13 protein-coding genes are annotated in these 14,187 nt (G+C 67.6%); 2 read left to right on the top strand and 11 right to left on the bottom strand.

All coding sequences use genetic code 11. From position 1 onward, the window contains the following. Window positions 1-256: 256 nt before the first annotated feature. The 4 genes from sufU to folP all read right to left on the bottom strand — a co-directional run bounded on the left by sufU (window position 257) and on the right by folP (window position 3,814). The gene (gene sufU, locus VGC18_RS08625) at window positions 257-703 is read right to left on the bottom strand and encodes a Fe-S cluster assembly sulfur transfer protein SufU (RefSeq protein WP_331096304.1); all 447 of its coding nucleotides are present in this window, start codon (window positions 701-703) and stop codon (window positions 257-259) included. After that, complete coding sequence (locus tag VGC18_RS08620) at window positions 700-2,007, bottom strand: cysteine desulfurase (RefSeq protein ID WP_331096302.1); 1,308 nt, start codon at window positions 2,005-2,007, stop codon at window positions 700-702. Before VGC18_RS08620 ends, sufU begins: the two co-directional genes overlap by 4 nt. An 84-nt stretch (window positions 2,008-2,091) precedes the next feature. Further along, on the bottom strand, window positions 2,092-2,856 hold the full coding sequence (locus VGC18_RS08615; RefSeq protein ID WP_331096300.1) for a pyrimidine reductase family protein: 765 nt from the start codon (window positions 2,854-2,856) through the stop codon (window positions 2,092-2,094). A gap of 10 nt (window positions 2,857-2,866) precedes the next feature. After that, on the bottom strand, window positions 2,867-3,814 hold the full coding sequence (gene folP / locus VGC18_RS08610; protein ID WP_414672870.1) for a dihydropteroate synthase: 948 nt from the start codon (window positions 3,812-3,814) through the stop codon (window positions 2,867-2,869). 92 nt (window positions 3,815-3,906) lie between these two features. On the opposite strand from folP, the gene VGC18_RS08605 reads away from it, so the two are divergent. Both VGC18_RS08605 and VGC18_RS08600 read left to right on the top strand, forming a co-directional pair. Continuing rightward, window positions 3,907-5,649, top strand: a complete 1,743-nt coding sequence (locus tag VGC18_RS08605; protein WP_331096298.1) for an MFS transporter — start codon at window positions 3,907-3,909, stop codon at window positions 5,647-5,649. Window positions 5,650-5,719: 70 nt separating this feature from the next. After that, window positions 5,720-6,391 carry an endonuclease/exonuclease/phosphatase family protein gene (locus VGC18_RS08600; protein WP_331096296.1) on the top strand — a complete coding sequence of 224 codons (672 nt, stop codon included), beginning with the start codon at window positions 5,720-5,722 and terminating at the stop codon, window positions 6,389-6,391. A 178-nt stretch (window positions 6,392-6,569) separates the two neighbouring features. Here the strand turns inward: VGC18_RS08600 and VGC18_RS08595 are convergent, their stop codons facing one another. The 7 genes from VGC18_RS08595 to VGC18_RS08565 form a co-directional block, all read right to left on the bottom strand. Further along, a complete protein-coding gene (locus VGC18_RS08595) occupies window positions 6,570-8,129 on the bottom strand; it encodes a DHA2 family efflux MFS transporter permease subunit (protein WP_331096294.1) in 1,560 nt (519 codons plus the stop codon). Window positions 8,130-8,238: 109 nt separating this feature from the next. Further along, window positions 8,239-9,975: an asparaginase domain-containing protein gene (locus VGC18_RS08590; RefSeq protein WP_331096292.1), complete on the bottom strand. Its 1,737-nt coding sequence runs from the start codon at window positions 9,973-9,975 to the stop codon at window positions 8,239-8,241. Between the two features lie 20 nt (window positions 9,976-9,995). Next, window positions 9,996-10,643 carry an isochorismatase family cysteine hydrolase gene (locus VGC18_RS08585; protein WP_331096290.1) on the bottom strand — a complete coding sequence of 216 codons (648 nt, stop codon included), beginning with the start codon at window positions 10,641-10,643 and terminating at the stop codon, window positions 9,996-9,998. A 30-nt stretch (window positions 10,644-10,673) separates the two neighbouring features. Further along, window positions 10,674-11,690, bottom strand: a complete 1,017-nt coding sequence (locus tag VGC18_RS08580) for an ABC transporter substrate-binding protein (RefSeq protein WP_331096287.1) — start codon at window positions 11,688-11,690, stop codon at window positions 10,674-10,676. A 67-nt stretch (window positions 11,691-11,757) separates the two neighbouring features. Beyond that, window positions 11,758-12,648 carry an ABC transporter permease gene (locus tag VGC18_RS08575; RefSeq protein ID WP_331096285.1) on the bottom strand — a complete coding sequence of 297 codons (891 nt, stop codon included), beginning with the start codon at window positions 12,646-12,648 and terminating at the stop codon, window positions 11,758-11,760. Further along, window positions 12,645-13,460 carry an ABC transporter ATP-binding protein gene (locus VGC18_RS08570; protein WP_331096283.1) on the bottom strand — a complete coding sequence of 272 codons (816 nt, stop codon included), beginning with the start codon at window positions 13,458-13,460 and terminating at the stop codon, window positions 12,645-12,647. The genes VGC18_RS08575 and VGC18_RS08570 overlap by 4 nt, the downstream gene beginning before the upstream one ends. A gap of 223 nt (window positions 13,461-13,683) precedes the next feature. Continuing rightward, window positions 13,684-14,187, bottom strand: a 504-nt coding sequence (locus VGC18_RS08565; RefSeq protein WP_331096281.1) for a CGNR zinc finger domain-containing protein, incomplete at its 5' end; no start/stop codon positions are given.

Here is a 14,187-nt window from a genome sequence, read left to right as displayed (position 1 = left end):
AGGCCGCTCTTCACGTAGACGGCCTGGGCGTACGCGCCGGCGGCGGCCTGCAGCCGGACGGCGGCCCTCTCGGACTTCTTCAGCGACACGTGCGAGTCGCCCACGGCATCCGCGTGTTTCTCGAGCGCCTTGATCAGCCGTTTGAGAGCCTCATCGATTTTCTTGGACATAGCTGGATTCTCTCTTAACAACGTGAACAAAACGAACGGCGGTGACCTTCGCGCATCGACGGCACGAGCGGGCAGGACGATCCGCCTCAGGCCGCGGCCTGAGCGATCGCGTGTTCCGCGGCCACCCAGGCCAGCATGGCGCATTTGACCCGTCCGGCATAACGGGACACCCCACCGAGCACAACGGCGTCGCCCAGCAGGTCCTCGTCGGGTTCGATCGTTCCCCGCGAACGCATGGCGAGGCGGAAGGAGTCGATGCGTCGGCTCAGTTCCGTTGTCGTCAGGCCGTCGGCCACGTCGGTCAGAAGGGAGGCGGATGCCTGGGAGATGGCACAGCCATGACCCTCCCAGCGCATCGCCGTCACGATGTCGCTGCCGGGTTCGACGTGCAGCTCGAGAGTGATCTCGTCCCCGCAGGTGGGATTGATCTGATGCGACTGCGACGTGGCACCGGGGACGAGGCCGAAGCCGTGCGGCCTGCGCGCATGATCGAGAATCACCTGCTGGTAGAGGCCCTCCAGCTCGGAGCTCACGAGTTCACCCCGAAGAATGTCCTGGCCTGCTCGACACCGGCGATCAGCCGGTCGACCTCGTCCGTCGTCGTGTACAGGTAGGAGCTCGCCCTGGTGCTCGAGGTGATCCCCAGCCTCCTGTGGAGCGGCTGGGCGCAGTGATGTCCGACCCGCACGGCGATGCCCTGGTCATCGAGGAACTGGCCGACGTCGTGCGAATGGATGCCCGCGACGTCGAAGCTGGCGAGCCCGACCCGCGGTCGCCCGGCGGCCGGACCGAGCACCCGCACCCCCTCGATCGCCGAGAGGCCCTCGACCAGGCGGCGGCCGAGGACCGCCTCGTGCTCGGCGATCCGGGAGAGGCCGATGGCCGTGAGGTAGTCCACCGCTGCGGCGAGCGCGACGACCTGGGACACCCGTTGCGTTCCCGCCTCGAACCGCTGCGGGGCGGGCAGGAACTCCGCCGTCTCCATCGTCACCGTGGTGATCATGGATCCGCCGGTCAGGAACGGCGGCAGGGCGTTCAGCAGGGCGCTGCGCCCGTAGAGCACGCCGATTCCCGTCGGCCCGAGCATCTTGTGCCCGGAGAATACCGCGAAGTCCACATCGAGGGCCGCGACGTCGATCCCGAGATGGGGCACGGACTGGCAGGCGTCGAGCACCACGAGTGCCCCGACCTCCCTGGCGCGCGCGACGAGCCGGCCGACGGGGGTGATCGAACCGAGGACGTTGGAGACGTGGGTGAACGCGAGCACCCTCGTCCGATCGGTGACGATCTGGTCGAGCAGGTCGAGCCGGAGTGCGCCCTCGTCGTCGATCGGGATGAAGCGCAGGGTCGCCCCGGTGCGCGCCGCAAGCTCCTGCCAGGGGATGAGATTCGCGTGATGCTCCATCTCGGTGACCACGATCTCGTCGCCCGGCCCGATCCTCAGCGCGGCGGAGGCCTCGCCGCCGCGACCGAGGCTGGCGTTGGAGATCGCGTAGGCGACCAGGTTGATGCCCTCCGTCGCATTCGACGTCCAGACGACCTCGTCCTCCTGCGCGCCGATGAACCGGGCCACCGTCGCCCGCGCATCCTCGAAGCTCTCGGTGGCGAGCGCCGCCAGGGTGTGAGCGCCGCGATGAACGGCGGCATTGTGGTGTTCGGAGAAGTCGCGCTCCGCGTCGAGAACCGCAAGTGGTCTCTGGGAGGTGGCCCCGGAGTCCAGATAGGCCAGGGGATGCCCGTTCACGCGGGCCTTCAGGATCGGGAAGTCCTCGCGGATCTCCAGGATCTCGGTGTCGGTAATGGGACCGCGAAGGGCGGTCGGCGGAGCGGTGGTCATCGACCGGACCTCTACTTTCTGTAGCTCATCCATGTTAACTCCGCCGGAGAAGGGAGGTACGGAAACCGCGGACGAGGGCCCGGACTAACCGCGGCGCCGCGAATATCGCGTGAGCATCATGCTGCCGGAGAGCAGCACGTGGTCGAGGGTCATCCGTCGCAGCTCCATCGGGGAGGTCGCCCGGGAGATCCGTGCCCCCGCACCGCCCTCGAGGGACGGGCTGATGGTCAGGCAGAGCTCGTCGAGGACGTCGGCGCTCACCAGGTCGCCGAGCAGGCTGGGGCCGCCCTCGCAGTGGATCCGCGTCAGCCCCCTGGCGGCGAGTCTCTCGACCATCGTCCCCATGTCGACCGTCGTCTCGCCGCAGTCGAGGATCTCGGCCACCGCCGACAGGCTTGCGCGTCGCTCCGGGTCCGCGGACGCACCCGTGAGGACCAGCGGACGCACGGGCGCGTCGGCGAAGACGGCGCTCGACGGATCGAGTCTCAGACTCCGAGTCACGATCGCGAAGGCCGGTTGCGCCGCGAGGCCATGCGCCAGGCGCCAGGATTCGGCGTCGTGGCCGAGGCGCATCGCCCCGTACCCCTCGGCACGGACCGTGCCCGCGCCGACCAGGATCACGTCGCAGAGCCTGCGCAGCAGATCGAAGACCCGTTTGTCCGCGGGCGCCCCGAGCCGGCCGGACAACCCGAAGGCCGTCGCCGAGCCGTCGATGCTCGACACGAAGTTCGCGCGGACCATCGGACGGGTGCTCCCGCCGGGCGAGTACAGCTCGAGCAGCTGCTCATCGCTGAGCGGGCCATCGCCCGCCGCGGGAGGGAAAATCCGTTCGATCTCGTCGTCTGGCATGGATGCTCCGCTACAGGTTGTGGATGGGGTGGGCGGGCTCGCGCCAGCCGAGGACGGCCTCGACCATCCGCATCGCGTCGACCGAGGCCGTGACGTCGTGCATCCGCACGATCCTGACGCCGAGCATCGCGCACACGGTCGCCGCCGCTATCGAGCCCTCGAGCCGCCCGGCGGTCTCGCGCCCGATGCTCTCCCCGACGAAGTCCTTGTTCGACACGGCGACGAGCACCGGCAGGCCGATGGCGGTGATCTCGGTGAGACGGCGGGTCAGCTCCAGGCTCTGCACGGTGTTCTTGTTGAGATCGTGGCCGGGATCGACCACGATCCGCCTCTCCGGCACCCCACGGGAGACCGCGAGGTCCACCCTGGCACGGAGGAGGGCGGCGACCTCGCCCGCGACGTCGCGGTAGGTCGGCCGCGGATGTTCCCGCCGCGGTTCCGCGAGGCTGTGGGCGATGACGAGCGTGGCCTCGCTGTCCGCGACCACCTCGGCGAGGCGCGGATCGTGGAGGCCGGTGGTGTCGTTGATCACGGCGGCTCCCGCCCGGATCGCCGCGGCGGCCACCTCCGGCCGGAAGGTGTCGACGGAGATGACCACGTCGGATTGGGCGGCGACGGCCTCGATCACCGGGATGACCCGGTCGAGCTCGTCGCTGAGGGGCAGCTCCGGCCCGGGTTTGAACGGGACTCCCCCGATGTCGACCCAGTCGGCGCCCTCCTCCGCCGCTCGGAGGGCGGCCGCGATCGCCCGGTCGAGCGCGAAGGTACTCCCCCGGTCGAAGAACGAGTCCGGGGTGCGGTTCACGATCGCCATGACCGCGATCTGACGGGAGAAGTCGAAGCGGCGGGAGCCGATCGTCCGCACGGGGTCGCGCAGGGGCGGAAGAGGGATGCCCGGTGTCATCCGCTGCACGCCGACCGGAGATGCGAGAAGCTGTCCACGATCCGATCCAATCATCATGTCGGCACGGACGCGAGCCGCCGATATAGTTGCTACACAACAACTAATCATGTGGAGCTCAACGAGGAGCCCGGTTACCGGAGGCAATCGTGGCTGAGAGAGTCGTTCGCGCCCGCACGGGGATGTTCAACAAGGACCACCCGAACTACAAGTGGATCGCCCTGAGCAACACCACCCTTGGCATCCTCATGGCCACCATCAACGGGTCGATCGTGCTCATCTCGCTCCCGGCCATCTTCACCGGCATCAAGCTCAACCCCCTCGAGCCGGGCAACGTCAGCTACCTGCTCTGGATGCTCACCGGCTACATCCTGGTGACCGCCGTGCTCGTCGTGAGCTTCGGGCGCCTCGGGGACCTCTACGGCAGGGTGCGCATCTACAACCTCGGTTTCGTGATCTTCACGATCTCGGCGATCCTGCTCGTCTTCGATCCCTTCACCTCTGGAGCCGGCGCGATGTGGCTCATCGGGTGGCGCATCGTGCAGGCGGTGGGCGGTTCCATGCTCTTCGCCAATTCGACCGCCATCCTCACCGACGCGTTCCCAACGGAACGCCGCGGGTTCGCCCTCGGCATCAACCAGGTCGCCGGCATCGCGGGGACCTTCCTCGGGCTCATCATCGGCGGTGTGCTGGCGGAGGTCGACTGGCGCGCGGTCTTCATCGTGAGCGTCCCCTTCGGCATCCTCGGCACGATCTGGTCGTACAAGTCGCTGCACGAGGTGGGGACCAGATCGACGGGGAAGGTCGACTGGCCGGGCAACATCGTCTTCGCCGTCGGGCTCGTCGCCCTGCTCACCGGCATCACCTACGGCATCCAGCCCTACGGCGACAGCTCGACCGGATGGATGAACCCCTGGGTGCTCGCCGGGATCGTCGGCGGCGTGATCGTCCTCATCGGTTTCGTCTTCCTCGAACTGCGCACCAAGGATCCGATGTTCAACATGCGGCTGTTCCGCATTCGGGCATTCGCCTGGGGCAACTTCGCGGGGCTCCTCGCCTCGATCAGCCGCGGCGGCCTGCAGTTCATGCTCATCATCTGGCTGCAGGGCATCTGGCTGCCCCTCCACGGATACTCCTACGAGAGCACCCCGCTGTGGGCGGGCATCTACCTGCTGCCGCTGACCATCGGGTTCCTCGTCTCCGGACCGGTCTCCGGATCGCTCTCCGACCGCTTCGGGGCACGTGGTTTCGCCACGGGAGGACTGCTGCTCGTGGCCGTGACCTTCGTCGCCCTCCTCTTGATCCCGGTCGACTTCTCCTACTGGCTGTTCGCACTCATCACCTTCCTGAACGGAGTGGGATCCGGGCTGTTCGCCGCGCCGAACCGGACTGCCATCATGAACAGCGTCCCGGCGAATCAGCGAGGGGCCGCCTCCGGCATGACCGGCACCTTCCAGAACGCCGGCAACTCGCTCTCGATCGGCATCTTCTTCTCTCTCATGATCGCGGGACTTGCCAGCACGCTTCCGAACGCGATGCGGAGCGGCCTCACCGCACACGGCGTCGGCACTGCCGTGGCCGGCCAGATCGCGGCGACTCCCCCGGTCGGCAGCCTGTTCGCCGCCTTCCTCGGCTACAACCCGATCGCCTCGATCCTCGGTCCGACCGGGGTGCTGAAATCGCTGTCGCCGGGTGACGCGGCCGCACTCACCGGCAAGACGTTTTTCCCCCAGCTGATTTCCGAGCCGTTCCACGCCGGACTCGTGATCGTGTTCATCGTCGCCGCCGCGATGTCGGTCATCGGTGCGATCGCGTCGCTGTCCGCCGGTGGCAAGTACATCCACGTCGAGACGGCGGTCGCCAACCCCGCGGAGGAGCTCAGCGACGTCTGACAGCGCCACCTGACAGGGAGCGCCCTCGACATCGGTCTACGCTGATAATGCCAAGCGTAAGGAAATACCAGTGAGAGTCGTCAGTTACAACCTGCGCAAGCATGCGGCCAGCGGGGAGCTCGTCGCGCTTGCGGAGGACCACGACATGGATGTGCTGTGTCTGCAGGAGTGCGACAGCGAGGCCCTTCCCGACCGTCTCGGTCACCTGAGCCTCGCCGATTCCACCAAGACGAACCGGCTGGGTCTGGCCATCTACTACCGGGATCGGGACTACACCGTCAGGGCCACCGACGTGTTCGCCCTCGACAAGTCCTGGCATGATCGTGTGCTGGCGCCGGCGAACGAGCGCCTCCTCGCCGCTCATCTGGTGGTCAAGGCCACCGGGCGCGAACTACTGGTCGGCGACTTCCACGGGGCGCCGCTCACCGCGTCCAATTCACTGCGTCGCAAACAGATCGCCGCGGCCCACACCGGCATGCGTTCCCTGGCCGAGGGTCTGCCCGCGCTGATGGTCGGCGACTTCAACTATCCGTGGTTCATCGCCGGGCTCCAGCGGCGCCTGCGCACCTCCGGCTACGAGCTGATCCGCACCACGGAACCGACCTACGCCAGGTACAAGTTCTTTACCGGATACTTCGACTTCGTCACCTCAAGCGGCTTCCGCATCGATCGAGTCGACGTGCTTCCCGCCGGCGCCTCCGACCACCGGGCGATCAGCCTGATCGCGGACATCGCCGCCTGAGCCCGGTCCGCCGGCAGGCACGTCAACCGGGCCGGTGCGCATAACTCCTGCAGTTTTTCCGCGGAGGCCGAGGGATCCCCGAAGATCCGGCGCCTCCGCAAGCGTCGCCGGGAAGCTGCAGGAGTTATGCGCGCTGGGACGAGACCGGGTGACCGCGCGGCGCGCAGCGGGCCGAGGTTTAGGCGGCGTCTCCCGGGGCATCCCTCAACCCGGAGGGTCCGGAAGGTCCGCCGTCGTCTGAGGGGCCGACAGCGACCGATACGGGCGTGGGCGTCCGCACACCGCCGTCGGTGACCGGGTCCGCGAGCAGAGGAGCGATCCGCTCCGCACTGCGCCGTCCCCAGACACCGTTGGCGACCAGGGCGAGGACGAGGATGGCCGCGGCCATTCCGACGATCGTCCACCACATGGCGTGGGTGGCCGCGGGGAAACCCGCCCCGACCCTGGCGAGGCCGCTCGTGCCGGTCAGCGTGCCCGCGACCGCGACGCCGAGGGAGACGCCGATCTGACGGCTCGTGGAGGCCACGGCCGTCGCCGAGCCGAGCTGGGCGGCCGGCATCCCGGAGACGGCCGTGTTCGTGATCGGCGCGTTGACCAACCCGAGCCCGATGCCGAACACCGCGAAGGCGATCAGGAGGAAGAGCATCGGGGTCTCCGCGCTCATCGTCGTCAGCATCGCCGCTCCCGCGCCGAGGGTGATGCCCGACAGGACCAGCGGTGTCCTCGTCCCGAAGGCGGCGACGAGCCGGCCGGACAACGGAGCGAAGATGAGCTGGGCGCCGGCGAGCGGGAGGGTATGCAGGCCGGCCTGGAAGGGGGTCAGCCCCCGTATCTCCTGCAGATACAGCGCGACGAGGAACAGGAAGGCGCCGTTGCTGGCGAACGCGAAGATCGCGGTCAGCACCGCGGAGGAGAACGGCACGCTGTGGAAGAAGCGGATGTCGACGAGCGGCTCGCGCCTGCGACGCTCGTAGAGCAGCAGCCCGATCAGGGACACGACCGCGACGGAGAACAGGCCGATGCTGCCGACGGAGACCCAGCCGAGGTTCGGACCCTCGATGAGACCACCGACGAAGGTGGCGAGCAGCAGGATGACCAGCCCCTGCCCGATCGGATCGAAGCGCCGCACCCTCGCCGCCTTCGATTCCGGCACGAACAGCGCCGTGAGCAGGATGGCGATCGCACCGACGGGGACGTTGATCCAGAAGATCGCCCTCCAGCCGATCGTGTCGGTCAGGGTCCCGCCGATCAGCGGCCCGAGCCCCAGGGAGACACCGACGACGGCGCTCCAGACGCCGACGGCACGGGCGCGCTGCTTGCGATCGGTGAAGGTCGCCGTGATGATCGACATGGCGACCGGGTTGAGCATGGAGCCGCCCACCGCCTGAACCATCCGGAAGACCACGAGCCATCCGACCGTGGGCGCCGTGCTGCAGAGCAGCGACCCGATGCCGAACAGCACCAGCCCGAGCTGGAAGGTCCTGCGCCGCCCCAGCCTGTCCGCGGTGGAGCCGGAGAGCATGAGCAGGCTCGCGAGCACGAGGGTGTACGCGTCGATCGTCCACTGCAGCCCGGAGATGGTCGAGTGGAATTCGGCGCCGATCGAGGGAAGGGCCACGTTGACCACGGTCGCGTCCATCGACACGATGAACAGGCTCAGGCAGCAGATCGCGAGAACGAGGTACTTATGGGTGTAGCGGGCGGGAAGGGGAGTGGAGGCCTGCCTGGTGCTCGTCATTCGCCGGGCCGCTGTGTTAATAAATTCGTCATGGTGTTCGTACTTCCATTGTCCATCGTCGCCGGCGCGCGGAAAACGCCCGACCGATCTCGCTCGAGTCCCGGCCGTTTCAGTGGGTGTCGAACACCGCCTGATAGTCGGCGAGGCGAGCGCGGATCGCGTCCCACTCCCCCTCGGTGGGATGCCGCGGGTCGGCGGCAGGCGGCAGGCTTCCGAAACGGAGCAGGCACGCCATGAGCAGCAGCCTGGCCTTGGTGGAGGTCAGAGTGCTGCCCGCGATGAAGACCTCTCCGGGAATGCGGGCGACCATCCCCTCCGCGTTGCCGCGGGAGGTGCGCACGACGGGCATGCCATGCGCGACCGCCAGCCGCAGAGCGGCCATCTCCGACTCGTCACCCCGACCGAACGGCGCATTGCCCTCAAGCACAAAACCGGCCAGCGGCGAGGTCTCGAGATTCCGTTCGATGCGGGCGAGGATCTCCACCTGCAGCCCGGCATCGTCCGAGTAGTCGTCCATGCCATATCTGGCATATTTGACGATGGTGACCTTGGGGATCGCCCCGATCAGGAGGGTGCCGTCGATGGCCTTGACCGGCACATCGACCACGGCGAGCGCTCCGTCCCGCCGGCGCACCCCGGTGGTGGTGCCGGGAAGACGACGGATGTTGACCTCGGAGAGGTGGGTATGGGCCTTGGCCGGCCAATAGGTCAGCATGGGATCGCCGGGAGCACCGATGGTGCCGATGATGCCGCCGTGACCGCCGGTCGCGACGTAGCCGCCTGGACGGGCATCCGCCTTCTGCGCGTCGCGCGCCGCGAAGATCTGCTCGTCCTGCACGAGCACCGCCCCGACCGCGTCGGAACCGTCCGCCCCCGCCCAGATGCGCGAGCGGATGTAGTCGACGCTGTCGACGATGTTGCGGTCGCCGTCATTGCCGATGGCGCCGTGCGGCCGCTGCGAGGCATTGCAGGAGATCGGCACGGTGGTGTCGATGAGCAGGCCGAGCCAGTAGGCGGTCTCCTCGACCGCCGGGCTGCCCTCCAGCCAGATCGCCCCCTCGTAACGGCCGGAGTCCAGCGCCGTCTGCACCGTGTTGGTCAGCCTGGCCAGCGTCGGCATCGCCGGTCCGTGAGCCAGATGCGGCGGACCGTAGGAATAGAAGTCCTCTCCCCGGACCTCGGCGGGGATCTCGCCCTCGCCCACGTCCGTCCGGCGGCCCTCCGACAGCCCGCTCAGATACCCGCCGGAGGGCGCCGCGCGGTAGAAGTCGTATTCGCCCCTCGCCGACAGGATGTTGTTGAGACCGCTCGCGTCGAGTCCGAACCGGTCGATCTCCTCGAAGACCCGCGAGGCATCCGGGTAGAAGGTCTGCCTGGTCTCCGCTCCCCCGCCGAGCCGTTCGAGCCCCTCCTGCTCCCAGGCCGTGCCCTCCCTGGTCCTGGCGAGGTACGGAAGCTGGAACAGTCCGTCGTCCGGACCGATGGTCGCCTCGTACACCGGCACGTCCTCGTCGTTGTCGCGCTCCGGCACGAAGTCGCCGGCGGCCGTGATGTAGCCGTCGGGCGGCGCGTAGAGCTCCGACACATCGGCCTCGAGCGGATGCGCGCTGAAGGCCTCGATGTAGACCGTGACCGGCGCGGCGAGGCGCTGCATCCGGACGACGTCGTGCCTCGGGAGGCTGCCGTCCGGGAGCCTCCTCAGCGGCAGGCCGTACTTCCTCCTGGCGCTGTTGCTCGTGACGAGAGGCTCGCTGTTCTGGATCGTCGCGGTCGGCCCGGAGAAGACCGCGATGCGCGGCCGGTGCTCGGCCGGCATCGGGGCCTGCGGGGGGATGGATGCTGACACAGCGAGACCTCCCGGCGCGATCAGACGGTCGCCAGCGCGGGCGCCGACTGCCAGAGCGAGGTCAGGTAGTCGCTCGTCACGACCGTTCCGAAGTTCCTGGCGACTCCTCGGACCGAGGCGTCGTGCGCCTCCTGGCTGTAGGTGGCCGCGCAGTCCTCGACGAGCGACACGTAGTACTCGGCGAACAGGCCGTCCCGCAGGCTGGACTCGACACAGACGTCGGTCGCGACGCCGGTGAACAGGAGCGACTTGATCCCGAGGGTGGTGAGCACGATGTTCAGGTTGGTGCCGATGAAGGCCGAGTAGCGGTACTTGATCACGATGTTCTCGTTCGGCAACGGCTCGACGCCGTAGAACTCGCCGCCCCAGGAGCCGGTACGGCAGGTGATGCCCGGCCGCTCGTTCCCCGGCTCCGCGTCGCTGTGACGGTTCAGCCACTGCGGGGTGTCGTTGGTCTCGTCGTGGATCGTCTGGATGAAGATCACCGGCAGACCGACCTCCCTGGCCGTATCGATCAGCTTCACGAGCCGCGGCACCATCTCGACCGCGGCGGAGGTGTCGTTGCCGACCTTGCCGAGCGATCCCTCCGGGTGGCAGAAGTCGTTCTGCACGTCGACGATGATCAGGGCGGTGTGGGCGGGGTCGTAACGGAACGGAAGTGCTGACATGGAATTCTTCTTTCTTCGTCGAGCGATGGGTTACGGGAGGTAGGAGAGGTCGAGCAGGTTCTTCGGGGTGGCCGGGTTCGCGCTGTCGAGCAGCAGGCCGGCCTTGCGGGCGACGTCCAGGTCGAGGTTGAGGCCGGCATCCGAGATGCCGACGCCCGTCCAGAACTTGTCCGCGTAGGTGCGATCGAGGGTCGACTTGATGACGTCGGCCTTCATGGTCGGGAACTCCTTGGCCGCGATCTTCTCGGTGCCTGCCTTGTTCTTCATCACGTAGTCCATGCCCTTGGCCAGGGCGGCGTTGAACGCCTTCACGGTCTTCGGATCCTTCTGCACGTTGTCCTTCGAGGTGACGATGTCCGAGTAGGCGAACTCGCCGAGTTGCTTGGGGAGGTTGACGAATGGCTCGCCCCAGACCCCCTGGGTGATCCCCTGGCCGATGATCGGCTCCGAGCTGACCGCGAGGTCCGCCTGTCCGGACTTGACGAGCGAGAGTTCCGATCCGCTGACGTCGTTGTTGATGAGCTGCATGTCCTTCTGGGGGTCGAGGCCCATCTTCTGGAGCGCGTAGAGGGAGTCGATCTCCGGGGATCCGCCGTGTCGTCCGACGGCGATCCGCAGCCCCTTGATCGAGCCGGCGATGTCGTCGGGGTCAATCTTGACGTTCTTGGCCGCGACCCAGTAGACGTTGGCCCGCGAGACGACCCCCGCGACCGCCACGAGGTGGGCACCCTTGGCGTTGGCGATGGCCGCGGACTCTGCACCCCCGATGAAGCCCCAGGCGCTTCCGCTGAGCACGGCGTTGACGTGGGCGCCCCCGGTCAGCGTGGTGATCTTCACGGTGAGTCCCTCGTCGGCGAAGTAGCCGTTGTCCATCGCGGCGTAGAGCGGGAGATAGCCGATCCCGTGGACCGGTTCGGCGATGACGATCGACGTGGCGGCCGGCTTGGCCGTCCCGTCGCTGCCTGACGAACTCCCTCCCCCGGCGCACCCGGTGAGTGCGAGTGCCGCTGCCGCGACGGTTGCGAGCGCGATGAGGTGTTTTTTCACGGAGTTCTCCTAAGGAATGCGGCTTGTGGGCTGTGCGGTGCGGGAAGGAACGGTGCTGTGCGGGAAATCAACCGTGCAAGAGGCGAAGCAGCAGGCGCTGGACGACGAGCACGGCGAGGTAGAGGAGGAAGGACATGATCGCGAGGGTGAAGACGCCCACCCAGATGAGGGAGATGTCGAAGCTCGCCGCGGCGAACTGGATCATCTTGCCGAGGCCCTGCTGGGAGCCGATGTACTCGCCGACAATCGCGCCGGTGAGTGCAAGACCGATGCTGACGCGGAAGCTGGCGATGATGGACGGCAGGGTGGCGGGCACGATGACCTTGCGGAACACCTGCCAGCGGCTCGCGCCCAGCGAATAGAGCAGGGTCTGCAGGTCGCGGTCGATCGACCTGACCGCGCTCTCCGTGTTGAGGATCTGGATGATGATCACGAGCGCGGTCGCCATGGCGATCTTCGAGCCGATCCCGATGCCCAGGGCGAGGACGATCATCGGCGCGAGCGCGAGCTTCGGCATCGCCTCCACGGCGATGATCAGCGGCTCCGCGGTCCTGGCGTAGAAGCGGGACCACCAGAACGAGAGCCCGATCACCGACCCGCCGACGACCCCGATGAGGAATCCGAGGATGGTCGAGGTGAAGGTGTACGCCGTGTCCGACCACATGGACCCCTTGGTCGCGTTCGTCAGCGCCGACTGCCACACCAGGCTCGGTTTCGACCAGAAGAAGACCGGGATCACCCCGGCGTCGGCGAGCAGCTCCCACGCCAGGAAGACGGCGACGACGATCGACCCCGCGACGACGGCGATCTTCCAGCTGGCCGGTTCCTGCGGGAACAGGCTGCGCCTGCGGATGCGGACCCCGCGACGGGGAAGCACCGAGAGCTCGTCCATGGACGTCGCCACGAGCGGTGCCGTCGGGGTGATTCTGGCGCGGGTGGCCTGCGTTGTGGTGCTCACTGGGTGACCTCCGAGTGGTTGGCTGGATGGAGCAGGGCGAGGATCTCCGCCTTCATCGTGATGAACTCGCGGGACGTCACGACGCCGGGCTTGCGTGGACGCTCGATCTCAACGGGGAGATCGGCGATGATCCGGCCGGGGCGGGGTGACATCACGATCACCCGGTCCGAGAGGTAGATGGCCTCGTCGATGTCGTGGGTGACGAAGACCACCGTCTTCTGGAAGTCGTCCCACAGGTCGAGCAGCCACTCCTGCATGGTCGCCCTGGTCTGCGCGTCGAGTTTGCCGAATGGCTCGTCGAGCAGGATGACGTCCCGGTTGAACAGCACCGTGCGCAGGAGCGCGGCGCGCTGCCGCATCCCGCCGGAGAGCTGATCCGGTCGATGGTTCATGAACTCCCCGAGCCCGTACGCCTCGAGCAGCGGTATCGCGATCTGACGCGCCTTGGCTTTGCTGACGCCGGCGATCTCCATGCCGATGACCACGTTGTTGAGCACGCTGCGCCACGGCAGCAGCAGGTCCTTCTGCAGCAGGTAGCCGACGTGACCCTGCTGTCCGACGATGGACGATCCGTTGATGGCGACGCTGCCGCTGGTCGGGGTGTCGAGACCGGCGATGATGTTGAACAGGGTGCTCTTGCCGCACCCGCTCGGTCCGATGATCGACAGGAACTCCCCCGGCCGGGCGGTGAACGATGCCTCCCGCAGCGCGATCGTCTCCTGGCGCCCCGACGCGCTGCCGAAGACGCGCGTCACGCTCTCGACGGTCAGTTCGGAGAGCCCCGTCATGGGTGTCGCAGGTGAAATGGTCATGGTGCCCGTTCGACTCGAATCCGGCCGCCCCGTTGCGCTGTCCAGTACAGACTCCGCCAGGGAGGTTTCCCCCCAATTGCGCAAACATTGCCACAAAGTAACTTCTGCTAGGGCCTTAGACGGTTACATGGGGCGGCAGGGTCAGGCGACAGAGCTGTCCACCACCGAGCCCGATGGATGCCTCACGGCCGTCACCGGCGGCCGCCGGCAGACGCGCCACCGGTCAGAGGACGGCCCTGAGGCGGTAGGCGCGGACCTTGGCGCGATTCTGGCAGCGCTGGGAGCAGAACCGCCGAGAGCGGTTCTTCGTGTCGTCGATGAATACCCGGTCGCAGCGCTCCGCTTCGCACCGTCCGATGTACTGCCATGCCCCCGAGGAGATGAAGGAGCCGAGAGCCGCCGCACAGCCGATCTGCCAGGCGGCGACCGGAGGCAGGGAGTGATCGTGATAGTGGAGCGACCATGGCGCCGCGGTCGAGATGTGGGGGCTCGCCGGAAAGGCCGCCAGCAGGTCGTTGATGAGCGGAACCGCGGCGGCGACGTCCTGGTCCGCGAGAAGCAGGAAGATCGTATGCAGGGAGCCGCACAGCCGGCCGAGATCCTCCGTGTCGACCGCCTCGAAGGGCATCCAGTGGTCCTCGAACCGGGAGAAGATCCGGTTGCCCGCGCGCGCCCATTCTTCGCGATCCGCCGGCGCGACGTAGGCGTAACCACCGGAGAACCCGGG

The sequence above is a fragment of the Lacisediminihabitans sp. genome (assembly GCF_036404185.1).
GTDB lineage: Bacteria > Actinomycetota > Actinomycetes > Actinomycetales > Microbacteriaceae > Lacisediminihabitans.
The sequence above is the reverse complement of the archived record's forward strand: the minus strand, read 5'-3'. Positions and strand labels throughout refer to the sequence as shown.

Bases quoted from the DNA above. Each gene is read 5' to 3' on its own strand.
- VGC18_RS08620 (WP_331096302.1), bottom strand. From the start codon at position 2,007: ATGACCACCGCTCCGCCGACCGCCCTTCGCGGTCCCATTACCGACACC.
- VGC18_RS08615 (WP_331096300.1), bottom strand. From the start codon at position 2,856: ATGCCAGACGACGAGATCGAACGGATTTTCCCTCCCGCGGCGGGCGAT.
- VGC18_RS08570 (WP_331096283.1), bottom strand. From the start codon at position 13,460: ATGACCATTTCACCTGCGACACCCATGACGGGGCTCTCCGAACTGACC.
- folP (WP_414672870.1), bottom strand. From the start codon at position 3,814: ATGATTGGATCGGATCGTGGACAGCTTCTCGCATCTCCGGTCGGCGTG.
- VGC18_RS08585 (WP_331096290.1), bottom strand. From the start codon at position 10,643: ATGTCAGCACTTCCGTTCCGTTACGACCCCGCCCACACCGCCCTGATC.
- VGC18_RS08595 (WP_331096294.1), bottom strand. From the start codon at position 8,129: ATGACGAGCACCAGGCAGGCCTCCACTCCCCTTCCCGCCCGCTACACC.